Source organism: Klebsiella sp. PK18, assembly GCF_057784655.1.
The window spans coordinates 4,332,768-4,348,057 of the sequence record NZ_CM173493.1 but is presented as its reverse complement, the minus strand read 5'-3'; the positions used below and the strand labels follow the sequence as shown (position 1 = coordinate 4,348,057).

Annotated in this window: 16 protein-coding genes and 1 pseudogene; 11 read left to right on the top strand and 6 right to left on the bottom strand. The window is 55.1% G+C overall.

The genetic code is table 11. The features are described from left to right. The first annotated feature begins 325 nt into the window (after positions 1 to 325). The 6 genes from AC3EMD_RS21450 to AC3EMD_RS21425 all read left to right on the top strand — a co-directional run bounded on the left by AC3EMD_RS21450 (position 326) and on the right by AC3EMD_RS21425 (position 7,464). A complete protein-coding gene (locus AC3EMD_RS21450; RefSeq protein ID WP_012542673.1) occupies positions 326 to 1,558 on the top strand; it encodes a maltodextrin ABC transporter substrate-binding protein in 1,233 nt (410 codons plus the stop codon). Between the two features lie 62 nt (positions 1,559 to 1,620). Further along, on the top strand, positions 1,621 to 2,928 hold the full coding sequence (locus tag AC3EMD_RS21445; protein ID WP_008805425.1) for a carbohydrate ABC transporter permease: 1,308 nt from the start codon (positions 1,621 to 1,623) through the stop codon (positions 2,926 to 2,928). 10 nt (positions 2,929 to 2,938) lie between these two features. Then, positions 2,939 to 3,790 (top strand): sugar ABC transporter permease, encoded by an 852-nt coding sequence (locus tag AC3EMD_RS21440; protein ID WP_000079398.1) that lies wholly within the window; start codon positions 2,939 to 2,941, stop codon positions 3,788 to 3,790. A gap of 4 nt (positions 3,791 to 3,794) precedes the next feature. Beyond that, entirely contained in the window at positions 3,795 to 4,997 is a 1,203-nt protein-coding gene (locus AC3EMD_RS21435; RefSeq protein ID WP_012542672.1) for a glycoside hydrolase family 53 protein, read from the top strand. Between the two features lie 30 nt (positions 4,998 to 5,027). Next, entirely contained in the window at positions 5,028 to 7,085 is a 2,058-nt protein-coding gene (locus AC3EMD_RS21430) for a beta-galactosidase (RefSeq protein WP_050887296.1), read from the top strand. 64 nt (positions 7,086 to 7,149) lie between these two features. Continuing rightward, positions 7,150 to 7,464, top strand: a complete 315-nt coding sequence (locus AC3EMD_RS21425; protein WP_012542670.1) for a PTS sugar transporter subunit IIB — start codon at positions 7,150 to 7,152, stop codon at positions 7,462 to 7,464. A 136-nt stretch (positions 7,465 to 7,600) separates the two neighbouring features. Here the strand turns inward: AC3EMD_RS21425 and AC3EMD_RS21420 are convergent, their stop codons facing one another. Beyond that, positions 7,601 to 8,872 (bottom strand): maltoporin, encoded by a 1,272-nt coding sequence (locus AC3EMD_RS21420; RefSeq protein ID WP_012542669.1) that lies wholly within the window; start codon positions 8,870 to 8,872, stop codon positions 7,601 to 7,603. A gap of 270 nt (positions 8,873 to 9,142) precedes the next feature. Between AC3EMD_RS21420 and AC3EMD_RS21415 the strand changes: the two genes are divergently transcribed. The 3 genes from AC3EMD_RS21415 to ykgO all read left to right on the top strand — a co-directional run bounded on the left by AC3EMD_RS21415 (position 9,143) and on the right by ykgO (position 10,733). Continuing rightward, entirely contained in the window at positions 9,143 to 10,213 is a 1,071-nt protein-coding gene (locus AC3EMD_RS21415) for a LacI family DNA-binding transcriptional regulator (protein WP_008805430.1), read from the top strand. A gap of 116 nt (positions 10,214 to 10,329) precedes the next feature. Continuing rightward, a complete protein-coding gene (locus tag AC3EMD_RS21410; RefSeq protein ID WP_008805431.1) occupies positions 10,330 to 10,593 on the top strand; it encodes a type B 50S ribosomal protein L31 in 264 nt (87 codons plus the stop codon). Then, complete coding sequence (gene ykgO, locus AC3EMD_RS21405; protein WP_002892018.1) at positions 10,593 to 10,733, top strand: type B 50S ribosomal protein L36; 141 nt, start codon at positions 10,593 to 10,595, stop codon at positions 10,731 to 10,733. The genes AC3EMD_RS21410 and ykgO overlap by 1 nt, the downstream gene beginning before the upstream one ends. Here ykgO and AC3EMD_RS21400 read toward each other — a convergent pair. Then, complete coding sequence (locus AC3EMD_RS21400; RefSeq protein ID WP_110204097.1) at positions 10,730 to 11,428, bottom strand: GNAT family N-acetyltransferase; 699 nt, start codon at positions 11,426 to 11,428, stop codon at positions 10,730 to 10,732. The genes ykgO and AC3EMD_RS21400 overlap by 4 nt on opposite strands. A gap of 100 nt (positions 11,429 to 11,528) precedes the next feature. On the opposite strand from AC3EMD_RS21400, the gene pdxR reads away from it, so the two are divergent. Further along, positions 11,529 to 12,986, top strand: a complete 1,458-nt coding sequence (gene pdxR / locus AC3EMD_RS21395; protein ID WP_008805433.1) for a MocR-like pyridoxine biosynthesis transcription factor PdxR — start codon at positions 11,529 to 11,531, stop codon at positions 12,984 to 12,986. Here pdxR and AC3EMD_RS21390 read toward each other — a convergent pair. Then, positions 12,955 to 13,425, bottom strand: a complete 471-nt coding sequence (locus AC3EMD_RS21390; protein ID WP_008805434.1) for a YlaC family protein — start codon at positions 13,423 to 13,425, stop codon at positions 12,955 to 12,957. The two genes, pdxR and AC3EMD_RS21390, sit on opposite strands and share 32 nt — an antisense overlap. 27 nt (positions 13,426 to 13,452) lie before the next feature. On the opposite strand from AC3EMD_RS21390, the pseudogene AC3EMD_RS21385 reads away from it, so the two are divergent. Further along, a pseudogene (locus AC3EMD_RS21385) lies at positions 13,453 to 13,590 on the top strand (hypothetical protein); the annotation flags it as partial. On the opposite strand, the gene maa reads toward AC3EMD_RS21385, so the two are convergent. From maa to tomB, 3 genes are all read right to left on the bottom strand, one after another. After that, a complete protein-coding gene (gene maa, locus AC3EMD_RS21380; RefSeq protein ID WP_117121762.1) occupies positions 13,562 to 14,128 on the bottom strand; it encodes a maltose O-acetyltransferase in 567 nt (188 codons plus the stop codon). The pseudogene AC3EMD_RS21385 and the gene maa sit on opposite strands and share 29 nt — an antisense overlap. Positions 14,129 to 14,286: 158 nt before the next feature. Beyond that, a complete protein-coding gene (locus AC3EMD_RS21375) occupies positions 14,287 to 14,505 on the bottom strand; it encodes an HHA domain-containing protein (RefSeq protein ID WP_002892050.1) in 219 nt (72 codons plus the stop codon). Between the two features lie 26 nt (positions 14,506 to 14,531). Beyond that, complete coding sequence (gene tomB, locus AC3EMD_RS21370) at positions 14,532 to 14,906, bottom strand: Hha toxicity modulator TomB (RefSeq protein ID WP_008805436.1); 375 nt, start codon at positions 14,904 to 14,906, stop codon at positions 14,532 to 14,534. Positions 14,907 to 15,290 lie beyond the last annotated feature (384 nt).

Genomic DNA, 15,290 nt, shown 5'->3' with positions numbered 1-15,290 from the left:
GCCGTTGGTTTGTCGCTGTGTGTAGCATGAATTGTATTACGTGTAACAAATCAGCGTGGCGATGTTCAACAGCAGTAAAATCATGCCCTGACTATAACTTCCGCAGTTTTAGCGCCATACAGCGGCGTTTCATTTCTGCAAGGATGATCACACAACTGGCAGCTTATGGTAGTTTTGTCAGCAATCTACGGGTAGCGTATAACAAAAGAGATCCGGAACCTTTTTCTCATATAACTCGGCAGTTTGAAGTGATTTATTTTTCTGACTGGCAGAGATAAGCCCAATAAAAACCATTAAATTGTTATACCTTCACATGAGGTTGATAATGAAAAAGAACACGCTTGCTGCACTGATCCTTACCACCCTGGCGGCGGGGCAACTCACCAGCCTGCAGGCGCACGCCGCCGGGCAGCTCAACGTCTGGGAAGACATTAAAAAATCCGCCGGCATCAAAACCGCGGTTAGCGATTTTGAAAAGCAGTACAACGTGAAGGTCAATCTCCAGGAGATGCCTTATGCCCAGCAGCTGGAAAAGCTGCGCCTCGACGGCCCGGCGGGCATTGGGCCGGACGTGCTGGTGATCCCGAATGACCAGCTCGGCGGCGCCGTGGTTCAGGGACTACTCTCGCCGCTCAGTGTCGATCAGGCGAAACAGGATGCCTTTACGCCAGCCTCCATCAATGCCTTCCGCATGGACAACGCGCTGTACGGGATCCCGAAAGCAGTGGAAACCCTGGTGCTTATCTACAACAAGGACCTGATCGACAAGCCGCTGGACAGCCTGCAGGCCTGGCTGGACTACTCGAAAACCCAGCGCGAGCAGAACAAATACGGCCTGCTCGCCAAGTTTGACCAGATCTATTACAGCTGGGGGGCGATTGGCCCGATGGGCGGCTATATCTTTGCTAAAAACGACAGCGGTGGCTTTAACCCGCAGCAAGTGGGCCTCAATACCCCCGGCGCCGTCGAAGCCGTCACCTTCCTGAAAAAATTCTATGCCGAGAAGGTCTTTCCAGCGGGGATCCTCGGCGATAACGGGCTGAATGCCATCGATTCTCTGTTTACCGAGAAAAAAGCGGCGGCGGTGATCAACGGCCCCTGGGCCTTCCAGCCGTATGAAGCCGCTGGCATTAACTATGGCGTGGCGCCCCTGCCGACCCTGCCGGACGGCAAGCCGATGAGCTCCTTCCTGGGCGTCAAAGGCTATGTGGTATCGACCTGGAGTAAAGACAAAGCGCTGGCGCAACAGTTTATCGAGTTCATCAACCAGCCGCAGTATGTGAAAGCCCGCTATGTCGCCACCGGCGAAATTCCGCCGCTGAAGGCGATGATTGACGATCCGGTGATTAAAAACGACCAAAAGGCCAGTGCCGTCGCCATCCAGTCGGCGCGAGCGGTGGCGATGCCGGGCATTCCGGAGATGGGGGAAGTGTGGGGGCCGGCCAACGCCGCGCTTGAACTGAGCCTCACCGGTAAGCAGGCGCCGCAGGCCGCGCTCGATAACGCGGTGAAACAGATCACGATGCAGATCGAAGCAATGCAGGCCAGCAATCAGTAATTCACCGTCACGTGAAGTCACCGAGCGGGAGGGGGACCTCCCGTTTGTAGAAGGAGTCGAGTGTGAGCATCCATTCCAGCGAAAATTTTAGCGATGCACGCGGGCCCGGGCGCCATGCATGGTGCGGCCTGCTGCTGGCAATCGTGCCGGGTTTCGGTCAGTTTTATCATCGCCAGTGGCTGAAAGGGCTGGTCTTCCTGGTGCTGCTGAGCAGCTTTCTGGGGATTTTTTATGATTTCCTGCGTGAGGGGTTGTGGGGGTTATATACCCTGGGTGAAGAGGTACCCCGGGATAACTCTATCTTCCTGTTAGCGGAGGGGATTATCAGTGTGCTGATCGTCGCCTTTGGCGTGCTGATCTATTTTCTCTCGCTGCGGGATGCGTGGCTGAACGGCAAAAAACGCGATGAGGGGATCGCCCTGAACAGCGTGCGTAAGCAGTACCAGATGCTGCTGAGCGACGGCTTCCCGTACCTGATGATCACTCCGGGCTTTATTCTGCTGGTCTTTGTGGTGATCTTTCCCATTCTGTTTGGTTTTGCCATCGCCTTCACCAACTACAACCTGTACCACACGCCGCCGGCGAAGCTGGTGGACTGGGTGGGGCTGAAAAACTTCGTCAATATTTTCACCCTCTCTATCTGGCGCTCCACCTTCCTGGATGTGCTGCAGTGGACCGTGGTGTGGACGCTGCTGGCGACCACCCTGCAGTGTACGGTGGGCGTGCTGCTGGCGATTCTGGTGAACCAAAAAGATCTGCGCTTTAAGCCGCTGATCCGCACCATCTTTATTTTGCCGTGGGCGGTGCCGGGGTTTGTCACCATCCTCGTCTTTGCCGGTATGTTCAACGATTCATTCGGGGTCATCAACAACGCGATCCTGTCGTTCTTCGGTATCAGCCCGAAGGCATGGCTGACCGACCCGTTCTGGACTAAAACGGCACTGATCATGATGCAGACCTGGCTTGGCTTCCCGTTTGTCTTTGCCATGACCACCGGCGTGCTGCAGGCGATCCCGGACGATCTGTATGAAGCGGCGACGATGGACGGCGCCAGCGCCTTTACCCGTCTGCGCACCATCACTCTGCCGCTGGTGCTGTACGCGATCGCGCCGATCATCATCACTCAGTACACCTTCAACTTTAATAACTTCAACATCATTTATCTGTTTAACAACGGCGGTCCTGCGGTGGCAGGCTCCAACGCCGGTGGGACGGATATTCTGGTGTCGTGGATCTATAAGCTGACGATGTCCTCGTCGCAGTACGCCATCGCGGCGACCATCACGATCCTGCTGTCGATCTTTGTCGTCGGCCTGGCGCTGTGGCAGTTCCGCGCCACCAAATCCTTCAAAAATGACGACATGGCGTAAGGGAAGCAACATGGCTCAATCACCCAGTATTAAACGCGAAAAGTGGATCCGACTCTCTCTCACCTGGCTGGTGGTTATTCTGGTCTCGGTGGTGATCATCTATCCGCTGGTCTGGACGGTCGGGGCGTCGCTGAACGCCGGCAATAGCTTGCTCAGTACCTCAATCATTCCGGAAAATGTGTCGTTCCAGCACTATGCCGATCTGTTCAATGGCAATGTGAATTACCTCACCTGGTACTGGAACTCGATGAAAATCAGCTTTCTGACTATGGTGCTGACCCTGATTAGCGTCAGCTTTACCGCTTACGCCTTCTCCCGCTTCCGCTTTAAAGGGCGGCAGAACGGGCTGATGCTGTTCCTGCTGCTGCAGATGATCCCGCAGTTTTCCGCGCTGATTGCGATCTTTGTGCTATCGCAACTGCTTGGCCTGATTAACAGCCATCTGGCGCTGGTGCTGATCTACGTCGGGGGGATGATCCCGATGAATACCTGGCTGATGAAGGGGTATCTCGACGCGATCCCCAAAGATCTGGATGAGTCCGCTCGCATGGACGGCGCCAGCAGCTTTCGCATCTTTATCGAGATCATCATGCCGTTGTCGAGGCCGATCCTCGCGGTGGTGGCGCTGTTCTCCTTCACCGGTCCGCTGGGCGATTTCATCCTCTCCAGCACCATCCTGCGTACCCCGGATAAATACACGCTGCCTATCGGTCTGTATAACCTGGTGGCGCAAAAAATGGGTGCCAGTTACACCACCTACGCGGCGGGGGCGGTGCTGATTGCCGTACCGGTGGCGATCCTCTACCTGGCGTTACAAAAATACTTTGTCTCCGGCCTGACCTCGGGCAGTACTAAAGGATAAGCACATGAAAAGATTCACCCCCGCATGGCTTGCGGTTTGTCTGGCATGCAGTTTCTCCACCTCTTCTCTGGCCGCGGACGCGCTTGAAACCCGCGCGTTTCAGGGCATGCCGGCGGACTTTATCAAAGGCGCGGATATCTCCACGCTGCTGGATGCCGAAAAGCACGGGGCGACGTTCTACGACCAGAATAATCAGCGCAAGGATCCGATCGCGATTCTGAAAGAGAACGGCGTCAACTATGTTCGCCTCCGTCTGTGGGTGGATCCGCAATCGGCGAGCGGCGAGGGCTATGGCGGCGGAAATAACGACCTGGCCACCACCCTGACCCTCGCGAAACGGGCGAAAGCCCAGGGGATGAAGCTGCTGCTCGATTTTCATTACAGCGATTTCTGGACCGATCCCGGCAAGCAGTTCAAGCCGAAAGCCTGGGAAAAGATGGATTATCCGCAGCTGAAAACGGCGATTCATGACTATACCCGGGATACCATCGCCCGCTTTAAGCAGGCAGGCGTCCTGCCGGATATGGTGCAGATCGGCAATGAGATCAACGGCGGCATCCTGTGGCCGGAAGGGAAAAGCTGGGGGCAGGGGGGCGGCGAGTTCGACCGGCTGGCCGGGTTGCTGAACGCGGCCATTGATGGCCTGAAGGAGAATCTACGTAACGGCGAGCAAGTGAAAATCATGCTGCATCTGGCCGAAGGGACCAAGAACGATACCTTCCGCTGGTGGTTTGATGAGATTGACAAGCGCCATGTACCGTATGACGTGATTGGTCTGTCGATGTACACCTACTGGAACGGGCCGATCAGCGCCCTGAAGGCCAATATGGATGACATCAGCAAACGCTATAACAAAGACGTTATCGTCGTCGAGGCGGCCTATGCCTATACCCTGGCCAACTGTGATAACGCGGAAAATAGTTTCCAGGCGAAAGAGGAAAAGGACGGGGGTTATCCCGCCACCGTGCAGGGGCAATATCACTATATTCACGATCTGATGCAGGCCGTCATAGATGTTCCCGACCAGCGCGGCAAAGGTATTTTTTACTGGGAGCCCACGTGGATTGCCGTGCCGGGAAATACCTGGGCTACCCCGGCGGGGATGAAATATATCCACGACGAGTGGAAAGAAGGCAATGCACGTGAAAATCAGGCGCTATTTGATTGCCAGGGAAAAGTATTGCCGTCGGTAAAAGTTTTTAATTAATTTTTTGTCGTTTTTTTCAGGAAGTTTATTATGAATAAATTTGCACCTTTACATCCGAAGGTTAGTACGCTGCTGCATGGCGCGGATTATAATCCGGAGCAATGGGAGAATGACCCCGATATTATTGATAAAGACATTGCCATGATGCAGCAGGCAAAATGCAATGTGATGTCGGTGGGAATATTTAGCTGGGCGAAACTGGAGCCGCGCGAAGGGGTATTTAACTTCGCCTGGCTGGATACTATCCTCGATAAACTGTATGCCGCCGGCATTCATGTTTTTCTGGCCACGCCGAGCGGCGCGCGTCCGGCGTGGATGTCTCAGCGCTATCCGCAGGTTCTGCGGGTGGGACGCGATCGGGTGCCGGCCCTGCACGGCGGCCGTCACAACCACTGTATGTCGTCACCGGTCTATCGCGAGAAAACCCTGGAAATCAATACCCTGCTTGCAGAGCGTTATTCTTCACACCCGGCGGTACTGGGCTGGCATATTTCCAATGAATATGGCGGTGAATGCCATTGCGATCTCTGCCAGAACCGTTTTCGCGACTGGCTGAAGGCGCGTTACCAGACCCTGGAGAACCTCAACCAGGCCTGGTGGAGCACCTTCTGGAGTCATACCTATACCGACTGGTCGCAAATTGAATCACCTGCGCCACAGGGCGAGGTGTCAATTCACGGTCTCAATCTTGACTGGCATCGCTTTAACACCGCTCAGGTGACCGATTTCTGCCGCCATGAAATTGCCCCGCTGAAGGCGGCTAACGCCTCCCTGCCTGTGACCACTAACTTTATGGAGTATTTCTACGATTACGACTACTGGCAACTGGCAGAGGCGCTGGACTTTATCTCGTGGGATAGCTATCCGATGTGGCACCGCGATAAAGACGAAACCGCACTGGCCTGCTACACCGCGATGTATCACGACATGATGCGCAGCCTGAAGGGCGGCAAACCGTTTGTGCTGATGGAGTCCACACCAGGCGCCACCAACTGGCAGCCGACCAGCAAACTGAAGAAGCCGGGAATGCATATTCTCTCCTCGCTGCAGGCGGTGGCGCATGGCGCCGACTCGGTGCAGTATTTCCAGTGGCGGAAAAGCCGCGGTTCGGTTGAGAAATTTCACGGCGCGGTGGTTGACCACGTCGGGCACATTGATACCCGTATTGGTCGTGAAGTCAGCCAGCTCGGCGAGATACTGAGCAAGCTACCGGAGGTCCGGGGTTGTCGCACCGAGGCGAAAGTAGCGATTATCTTCGACCAACAAAACCGCTGGGCGCTTGATGACGCCCAGGGGCCGCGCAATCTGGGTATGGAGTATGAGAAGACGGTCAACGAACACTACCGTCCGTTCTGGGAACAGGGCATTGCCGTCGATGTGATTGACGCTGATGTCGATTTAACGCCATACCGGTTAGTGATTGCCCCGATGTTATATATGGTGCGCGACGGCTTTGCCGCGCGGGCAGAGGCGTTTGTCGCCAGCGGCGGCCACCTGGTGACCACCTACTGGACCGGCATCGTCAATGAGTCCGATCTCTGCTATCTCGGAGGCTTCCCGGGCCCGCTGCGCAATCTGCTGGGGATCTGGGCGGAAGAGATCGACTGTCTGAATGACGGCGAGTTTAATCTTGTGCAGGGGCTTGCCGGGAATCAGTGCGGTCTGCAGGGTCCCTATCAGGTGCGCCATCTCTGTGAACTAATCCATACCGAGAGCGCTCAGACGCTGGCCACCTACCGGGATGATTTCTATGCCGGACGGCCGGCGGTGACGGTGAACGGTTTCGGGAAAGGTAAAGCCTGGCATGTCGCCTCCCGCAACGATTTAGCCTTCCAGCGCGATTTCTTTGCTGCCCTGAGCAGGGAGCTGGATCTGCCACGAGCGATAGCGGCGGATTTACCGCCCGGCGTAGTGGCTACCGCGCGCACCGACGGTGAGAGCACGTTTGTCTTCCTGCAGAACTACAGCGCGCAAAGTCATACTCTGACTCTGCCGCCGGGGTATTGGGATTGCCTGACCGACGCGGCGGCGCCGGACCCGCTGACACTCTCAGCATGGGATTGCCGTATTCTTCGTCGTCACGCCTAATCCTTTTTTCTCCACGCCTGCTCTGCTGAGCAGGCTTTTTTTTATCTTAAACCTGGAGTTTATGATGGTGAGTTTAAAATCCTTTCTGCACTATTTCTCTCCTGCACGTCCGGCACAGCCGTTAAGCGAGGCGGAAAAACAGCAAATCGAGGCGCTTATTCAGGCCTTTGGTGGCGAAGCGAATATTACGCAAGTGGATGCCTGTATTACTCGTCTGCGGGTGACGGTTCGTCACCTTGCGGCCGTGGATACTGACGCATTACAGCAGCAGGGCGCGCTGGGCGTCATTATTCTCGGCCAGCAGGTGCATGCTATTTTCGGTAAGCAGTCCGATGCGCTGCGTCAATTGCTGGATGAGCATTTTGCTACCAGGAAATAAATAAAACGGGATAACCTGAAAACAGGTTATCCCGAAAATAAGACAAAGACAGCAGTGGCAATAATGATTACCGGAGGGTAATTAATGACCTTACAGTTGGAGATATAAATAACCTTTTTGTCTTACCAGCGCGATATTACCACCAGGCCTCAACCTGCACGCCGAAATTCCAGGTATTATTCGCCGTCTGGTCTTCAAACGGTTTACCATCTTCAGAATCATTCAGGTATGAAGCAAAAATGCGTAATTCCGGGCGTGACATAAAGTCCGGCCCGTCCGCGAGGCCCAGCGCAATGGTATATTTCTCACCGGCCTGTTTGTAGCTGGTGCCATTGTTATAGCTGTCTTTCTGATAGAAACCGCCGACTTCGCCAATCAGGCGGACGTAGTCGGTGAACTGATACTGCCCGCGGGCAACCAGCGACAGCATCCGCGTTTTGTCGGTGTAGTCGGTAATGTCATCCGCCGAGCCCCAGGTCAGGACGTGGTTGATGGAGAACTTTTCGGTAATCGGGATCAGGCCGGTGTTAATCACGCGATAGCCGGTGGCGTCGTTCACGTAGTTCCACATATCGTACCAGCCGCCGCCCTGGGAGACCATGTTCTGCGCCAGCCCTTTGTTAGCATACTGCAGCACGGTTTTGTTATAGCCGCCCAGCATATCCTGACTGATTTCACCGGTCAGCATCACGCCATTCTCGGCATCGTACAGCCCGCCGTAGCTGTCCTGTTTTTTGGTGGTGTTCGGCATGGCGTAGTCGATGCCGAATTCGGTCCACGAACCCGACCACGGCTTCCAGCCTGCATAGCGTAAATCGATATAGTTAATATTGACGTTGCTGTCGCCATCGACGCGATAGTCAACGTCGTTGGCATCGCCGCGGATCCAGGCCAGCGAGACGGCGCCCGGGCCGAGGGTGTAGTTTTCCACCCCGGCCCCGGAGCCGGATATGTTCCAGTATTTGGTATCGATGATGTGCAGATCGTGGCGCTGGTAGTAACGTTTACCCCCCCAAATCACCGCATTCGGATCGCCGGGGATCAGCCCTTTGATCTGCAGGTTCAGCTGACGTAAACCGAACTGTGCATCATCATTCAGCGTGGTTTCATTATCGTTAGAGCCGTCGGAGACCATGCTGACCATGCTGTCGAGATAGAAGCTGACGTCATCTTTCTTGTAGACCTCGGAGCCCAGCTCCAACTCACCATAGGTATCCGATTCATTACCCAAACGGCCCAGCTTGTTCTTTTGCCATTCCGCTTCACTACCATCGCCGGAGACCCCAACCCCGGCGCGCATATAGCCATGGAAATCGATACTCGGGATTGCGGCGGTCGCCGCAAACGCGGAAGGGGCGATTAGCGCAGCGGCTAACGCGGCGGAAAGGGCGCGCAGTGTCGTATTCATCTCTATCCTCTTATTGTTTTGTATTACGTTCACATAACTGATGTCATAAAATGCCTAAATGTAACTTCAGGCAAACGAGATATGATTATTGTGTGACTAAGTGCAAATAATCATGCTGGTTTTTGTTGTGATGGGTGAGGTGATTCACAATTAACTGTGTTGTGAACGTAATACTTTTTGTGGTGTAATTTTGCGATGAAAGGTGGCGGTGAGCGTTTTTTCAAATGGCCCCTGTTACAATCATGGGATAACAACATAAGGAACCGGACCATGAAGTCTAAAAGCGCTACTCTGGAAGACGTCGCACGCCATGCGGGCGTCTCTTACCAGACCGTGTCCAGGGTACTCAATAAATCTGCCAATGTATCCGAAGCGACGCGCCGCAAGGTGGAGAAATCAATAGAGGCCTTACGCTATGTGCCAAACCGGCTGGCGCAGCAGCTGGTGGGGAAGGAGAGCCAGACGGTCGGGCTGGTGACGATTTCGCTGGCCTGGCATGCGCCTTCCCAGGTGGCGGCGGCGGTAAAACGCTATGCCAATCTGGAAGGTTACCAGGTCCTGATTTCGATGATCGATGAGAGCGTCAACCAAAGTATCCAGGATTCCATCAATGAGCTGAAATCTCAGCGGGTGGATAAAGTCATTATCAACGTGCCGCTGGAGACCGAGCAGGCGCAGAAAATCGCCGCTGACAACGATGATATCGTCTGCCTTTTTCTCGATGTCGACCCCTACAGTTCCGTGTTTAACGTTTCGTTTAATCCGGCAGATGGCACCCGGGCCAGCGTCAAATATCTTTATGAGATGGGGCATCGGGAGATCGCGCTGCTGGCGGGGCCGGACAGCTCCGTCTCGGCCAAACTCCGGCTGAAAAGCTGGCTGGAGACTCTCGAGGGCTACGGCCTGAAGCCGGTGACCGTTCTGCACGGCAACTGGGATGCGCAAAGCGGCTATGCCGGCGCGCTGCAGATGCTGCGCGAAACGCCCAATTTCAGCGCCGTGCTGGTGGGTAATGACCAGATGGCGCTGGGGGTGCTCAGCGCCTTCCATCAGCACCAGGTGGCGGTGCCGGGGGAGAAGTCCGTCATTGGCTATGACGATACCTACGAAAGCTCCTTTTTCTATCCGGCGCTGAGTACGGTGTCGCTGGACCTCGATCTGCAGGGGAAAGAAGCGGTGCGGCGGATCCTCGCCAGCACCAGCGGTGCGCCACATACTTCATCCATCCTGCCGGCGCGCCTGGTGATACGTCATTCCAGCGGCGCCAGAACTGAGCAAGGCAAAGATCTGCAGGCCATCGCGGAACAGCTACGCGCCATCGCCCACCGTCTGGCGCCCTGAAACCTAAGGCGGGGAAACTCGCCTTAGGCCCATTACCCTTAATTTGAACATGGTTGATCTTTGTCGTGGAACGGCGTAACTTAAATGTTATGTTATAACATAATGACGAGGTCATCATGAAAGCCCATATCCATCCCCCCTATCGCACGGTGGTGTTTCACGACACCAGCGTTAATGAGTATTTTAAAGTCGGTTCCACCATCCGCACCGATCGCGTGATTGAACTCGACGGCGAAACTTTTCCGTATGTAACGATCGACGTCTCCTCGAAATCGCATCCGTACTACACCGGCAAACAAAAAACCTTCGCCAGCGAGGGCAGCGCGGCCCGGTTCCGTCAGCGCTTCGGCGGCTTTATTGATGCGAAAAGGAAGGCATGATGCAGGTCGTTAACTCATTACGCAGCGCCAAACAGCGCCACCCGGATTGTCAGCTGGTCAAGCGCAAAGGGCGGCTGTACGTTATCTGTAAGAGCAACCCCCGCTTTAAAGCGGTGCAGGGGCGCAAAAAACGTCGTTAACGGAAACTCTCCAGAGTGCGGCGCTGCTGGCCGTCGGCGGTAAAATTGTCGGCGGCCAGCCATTGCCGCATGGCGTTATCCAGCTGCGGCCATTCGCCGTCTATCACCGAAAACCAGTCCGTATCCCGGTTATGTCCTTTGCTCACCAGTGCCTGACGAAAACGTCCTTCGTACTGAAAACCCAGCCGTCTTGCCGCCCGGCCCGACGGCATATTGAGACTATTACATTTCCATTCATAGCGACGATAACCGAGCGTATCAAACACATACTGCATCAACAGCCAGTGCGCTTCGGTGGCCATAGCCGTTCGGCTCAGCAACGGTGAAAAATGCACATGTCCCACCTCTACCACGCCGTGGGTGGCGTCAATGCGCATTAACGCCAGCGAGCCAACCGCTTTCCCTTGCCGCTGGTCAACGACGGCAAAATGGATCGGGTCTGCCAGCGTGGCGACCTGCTCCACCCAGGCACTGAATTCTGCAAGGTTGCTCTCAGGTTCACGCAGCAGCCACGCCCAGCTGCGGGCGTCTGGCGCCAGCTGGTGAGCAGCAAACAGGTCGCTGGCATGCGCGAGAGTCAGTGGTTCGAGCCGACAGCGGCTGCCCTGTAATACCTGCCGTGCTGGCCATGGACGCGGTTGCCAGTCAGGCAGCGCGGCGCCGAGTTCCTGTCCAAACTGATTGTATTCACGCATTGCGGTTTCCTTAGCGGGGTTTTTCAGGCAGCGTACGCGCTCACTGGTTCCATAAAAAGTGCCACAGGCGTATGTTTTTATAGGGCCACGAGGAGATGAGATGAACATACCGGACGATGGTTTTTTTACGCTGGTGACGCAGGGGATACAGCACCGATCGGATGAAACCCTGCAGCGGGCCCTTTACCACACATTGCGCCATGCCATCCTGCAGGGAACTCTGGCGGCCAACTGCCGTTTGCCCGGATCGCGGGTGATGGCCGGACGGCTGCAGCTGTCGCGAAATACGGTCAATGCTGCCCTGGAGCAGCTGGCGCTGGAGGGATACCTGATGCGGAGCCGTCAGGGAACGCAGGTGGTACCGCTCGCCGCCTGCCGCGAAGAGCCCGTGAAGGTGCCGCCCGTCGTGCTGCCTGAACGGCTGCAAGGGCTGCCAGCCGCAATGCGCCGCGACTCTCCGGCGCTGCTGTTTACCCCTGGCATGCCGGCGGTGAACTATTTCCCGTTGCCGCTGTGGCGGCGGCTGATGGATAACGTCTTACGTGACGAGGGCAGTGCACTGCTGGGCTATGGCGAGGCGGCAGGCGACCCCTTGCTGCGGGAGGCTATCGCTCGTCATCTGGCGCTCTCCCGGGGGATCCGTTGCGATATTCGGCAGATTGTCATTACCGAAGGGGCCCTGGAAGGGGTGAACTTATGCGCTTCGCTGTTGACGGATCCTGGCGACAGCGTGTGGGTGGAAGAGCCGGGTTACCTGGGGGCCAGGAGCAGCTTCCAGCGGGCAGGGCTGCGGGTCAGCGGGATGGCGGTCGATGACGAAGGGATGGGGATTGCCAACGGCGTCGCGGAGCCGCCCCGGCTGATCTTCACCTCTCCCTCTCATCAGTATCCCCTCGGGAGCGTCATGAGCGCCGCGCGACGTCTGGCGCTGGTGGAGTACGCCCGCCTGCACGGGGCGTGGATTGTGGAGGATGACTACGACAGCGAGTTTCGCCATAGCGGAGAGCCGATCCCGGCGATGCTGGGGATGGTGCCGGATGCCCCGGTGGTGTATCTCGGTACCTTCAGCAAAACACTCTTTCCGGCGCTGCGTATTGGCTTCATGGTGATGCCGCCTGCGCTGGCGGATGCCGTTCAGGATGTGATTGGCACGTTGCTGCGTGGAGGACACCGCACGGAACAGCGGGCGCTGGCCAGGTTTATTGAGAAGGGGCACTATGCTCGCCATCTGGCGGCCATGCGTCGCCTGTACCGCAAGCGCCAACAACAGCTGCGTGAGGCACTGGCGCAAGAGATAACCGTGCCATGCGAGGTCCTTGGCGGGGAAGGGGGGCTCCATTTGACAGTCGCAATGGAAGGGTTCGATGACCAGGCGATTGCGCAGCAGGCGCGTCAGTTTCAACTGGCGCCTGCCGCGTTAAGTCATTTCTATCTCGACCCGCAGCGGGGGCGGAGCGGGCTGGTGCTGGGATATGGTAATACTTCTGCTTCCCGCTATCCGCTGGCGCTGCGGACGCTAAATCGTCTTATTGTGCAGCACCGGCGCGGGTCAGCGTAAAAACGTCGTAGAAGGAGAGCTCGCCTTTGGTGGCGACCATCTTTTTGAGCTGCGCCTTCTGCTCGCTATCGACATCCGGCGACTGAAGAATACGCTCGATCAGCTGCCGGGGAACAAAGCGGGTGTTATACCATTCCCCGTTGTAGCACACGCGAAAGTCGAGGACATCGATATCTTCATAACGATAGCGCGGATAGACATCAAAGAAGAAAAAGGCGTTGAACAGGATGAACAGCACCACCAGCAACCAGACCGAGTCTACCAGCGTTTCAGAGCGCAGCATGACCACCAGCGTCGCCAGAAACGCGGCATACATGGCAACAAACAGCCCCGGATGGTTGCGGATAAAACTGATGCTAAAACGCGGGCGATTATCGCGTTTTTCCTGAACGTTGAGTTCGTCAATGGTATGAGTTAGCAGGCGTTGTATTTCTGTCATCTTGGTCCCCGAATTCTGCAATGAGCCAGCCGTGCGCGCCCGGCGGACCAGGCGTGGCAGGCTTAGCCTGAAGGCTATTTTATGTTGCAATATTCCACGGCGAAAGTAACAGATCAGTTACAGAAAACCATAACAGTTACGGATTTGGTACCGGAAGGCGCTTAATGATCTGCGCCGGGTTGCCGCCGACGACAGCCCCTGCCGGTACATCTTTGGTGACGACTGCACCGGACGCAATGACCGCATTATCACCAATGGTCACCCCGGGATTGATTACCGCCCGCCCACCAATCCACACATTGTGGCCAATGGTCACTGGTTTGCCATATTCCTGGCCGCTGTTACGCGCTTCGGCATCCAGCGGATGGGTGGCGGTATAAATATGGACGCCCGGCGCCAGCATGCAGTTATCGCCAATATGAATAGGGCAGACGTCCAGCATCACGCAGTCAAAATTGGCGTAAAACGCGTTGCCGAGAAAGATATTGTAGCCGTAGTCGCAGCGAAAGCTTGGCTCGATATACGCATCGCCGGCGCGACCGAACAGCTCGGCCAGAATATGCTGACGTTCTTCCTGCGCATCCGGGGAGGAATGATTATAACGGTGTAACAACTCTCTGGCGCGCAGGCGATCGGCGCGAAGCGTTGGGTCGCCAGATAAATAGAGCTCACCGGCGATCATTTTACGTTTTTCTTCACTCATGGGTCTTCCTTATACCTGACTTGAGATGGCCGTAGCAGTATAAAAAAGAAACCGGTTACAGGGTTGCTGTTAGCTGAATGATGTGATGACTATCACAAAGATACCCTGCGGCGGCTGACGCGTATCGTCCGGTCAGCAGACCACGTTGTGCGCGTCGATTAGCGGATAAACTTCCAGACTGAGGTCGGGATCTTATCGTACAGCTTATTCATGGTCAGTTCAGCCAGACGATGATCGGCGGCTGAGTAAAATACCGCCAGTTCATTATCAGACAGTTCATATTTATTTTTTTCAATGACGCGCTCCAGCGTGTCAATTGTCTGGCAACGACGTAAGCGCATCAAATAGTCTGTTTTAGTTAATGGCTTATCAGACATAATTCCACCTTTTGATTGTAATAATTCTAACACGAGAGACTGGCCGGGTTTTCCCGGCTGGCGTTGACAAAGCAACGAAATAGTCGATTACCGGATTTTTTCCACTTTTGCAAATCCGTTGAGTTAATGCCGTAGTTACTGAACAAGGTAAAAGTATCGTCCAGATATTCGTCAACCTGAGCGACCAGTTTATTATCCTCAGTGTACTTAATTTTATAATTAAGCGCGAATGTGGCAATGTGCTCGATCAATTCATTTAACTGAAGATTGACAGCCGAAGTCGGGTCGTTGACCCAGCCATGGTTGCTCTCTTCCAGGTTTGCAAGGCAGTCATGATACAGCGTTTCGCAGAGAAAGCGTAGCTGTGCAATATCATGTCTTTTTGGCGAGTATTCGTCCATAACGCATCCCCTTTTGAGTGGTTTAAACGACGACTAACAAACACCGTTGTGGGATGAACACGACTAACCGACCTGACACTAACTGAGTAATCCTGCTGATTTAACTATAATCCACTCTCCAACAGATTTCATCGTGCTATTACGAAAAATTACAATTATCAGAGAGAAATTATCTTAAAAATAGACGAATTAATTTCGCAGGCCCTGGCGCACAGCCCGAGAAATAGAGAAGTCTTATCAATCATCGGCTTAAGGCAGGCAGCTGTCGCGTTCAGAAACCGCCGGCCGCGGGCGTTGGTATTAGGATTATTCCTGGTAAATGAGTGTGTAAAGATCATAAGTGCCAGGCAATGTGAAAAAATAGCCAGGACCATATCAATATAT

Coding starts and splice junctions, on each gene's coding strand:
- AC3EMD_RS21450 (WP_012542673.1), top strand. CDS start 326: ATGAAAAAGAACACGCTTGCTGCACTGATCCTTACCACCCTGGCGGCG.
- AC3EMD_RS21440 (WP_000079398.1), top strand. CDS start 2,939: ATGGCTCAATCACCCAGTATTAAACGCGAAAAGTGGATCCGACTCTCT.
- AC3EMD_RS21435 (WP_012542672.1), top strand. CDS start 3,795: ATGAAAAGATTCACCCCCGCATGGCTTGCGGTTTGTCTGGCATGCAGT.
- AC3EMD_RS21430 (WP_050887296.1), top strand. CDS start 5,028: ATGAATAAATTTGCACCTTTACATCCGAAGGTTAGTACGCTGCTGCAT.
- AC3EMD_RS21425 (WP_012542670.1), top strand. CDS start 7,150: ATGGTGAGTTTAAAATCCTTTCTGCACTATTTCTCTCCTGCACGTCCG.
- AC3EMD_RS21420 (WP_012542669.1), bottom strand. CDS start 8,872: ATGAATACGACACTGCGCGCCCTTTCCGCCGCGTTAGCCGCTGCGCTA.
- AC3EMD_RS21415 (WP_008805430.1), top strand. CDS start 9,143: ATGAAGTCTAAAAGCGCTACTCTGGAAGACGTCGCACGCCATGCGGGC.
- AC3EMD_RS21410 (WP_008805431.1), top strand. CDS start 10,330: ATGAAAGCCCATATCCATCCCCCCTATCGCACGGTGGTGTTTCACGAC.
- ykgO (WP_002892018.1), top strand. CDS start 10,593: ATGCAGGTCGTTAACTCATTACGCAGCGCCAAACAGCGCCACCCGGAT.
- AC3EMD_RS21400 (WP_110204097.1), bottom strand. CDS start 11,428: ATGCGTGAATACAATCAGTTTGGACAGGAACTCGGCGCCGCGCTGCCT.
- pdxR (WP_008805433.1), top strand. CDS start 11,529: ATGAACATACCGGACGATGGTTTTTTTACGCTGGTGACGCAGGGGATA.
- AC3EMD_RS21390 (WP_008805434.1), bottom strand. CDS start 13,425: ATGACAGAAATACAACGCCTGCTAACTCATACCATTGACGAACTCAAC.
- maa (WP_117121762.1), bottom strand. CDS start 14,128: ATGAGTGAAGAAAAACGTAAAATGATCGCCGGTGAGCTCTATTTATCT.
- AC3EMD_RS21375 (WP_002892050.1), bottom strand. CDS start 14,505: ATGTCTGATAAGCCATTAACTAAAACAGACTATTTGATGCGCTTACGT.
- tomB (WP_008805436.1), bottom strand. CDS start 14,906: ATGGACGAATACTCGCCAAAAAGACATGATATTGCACAGCTACGCTTT.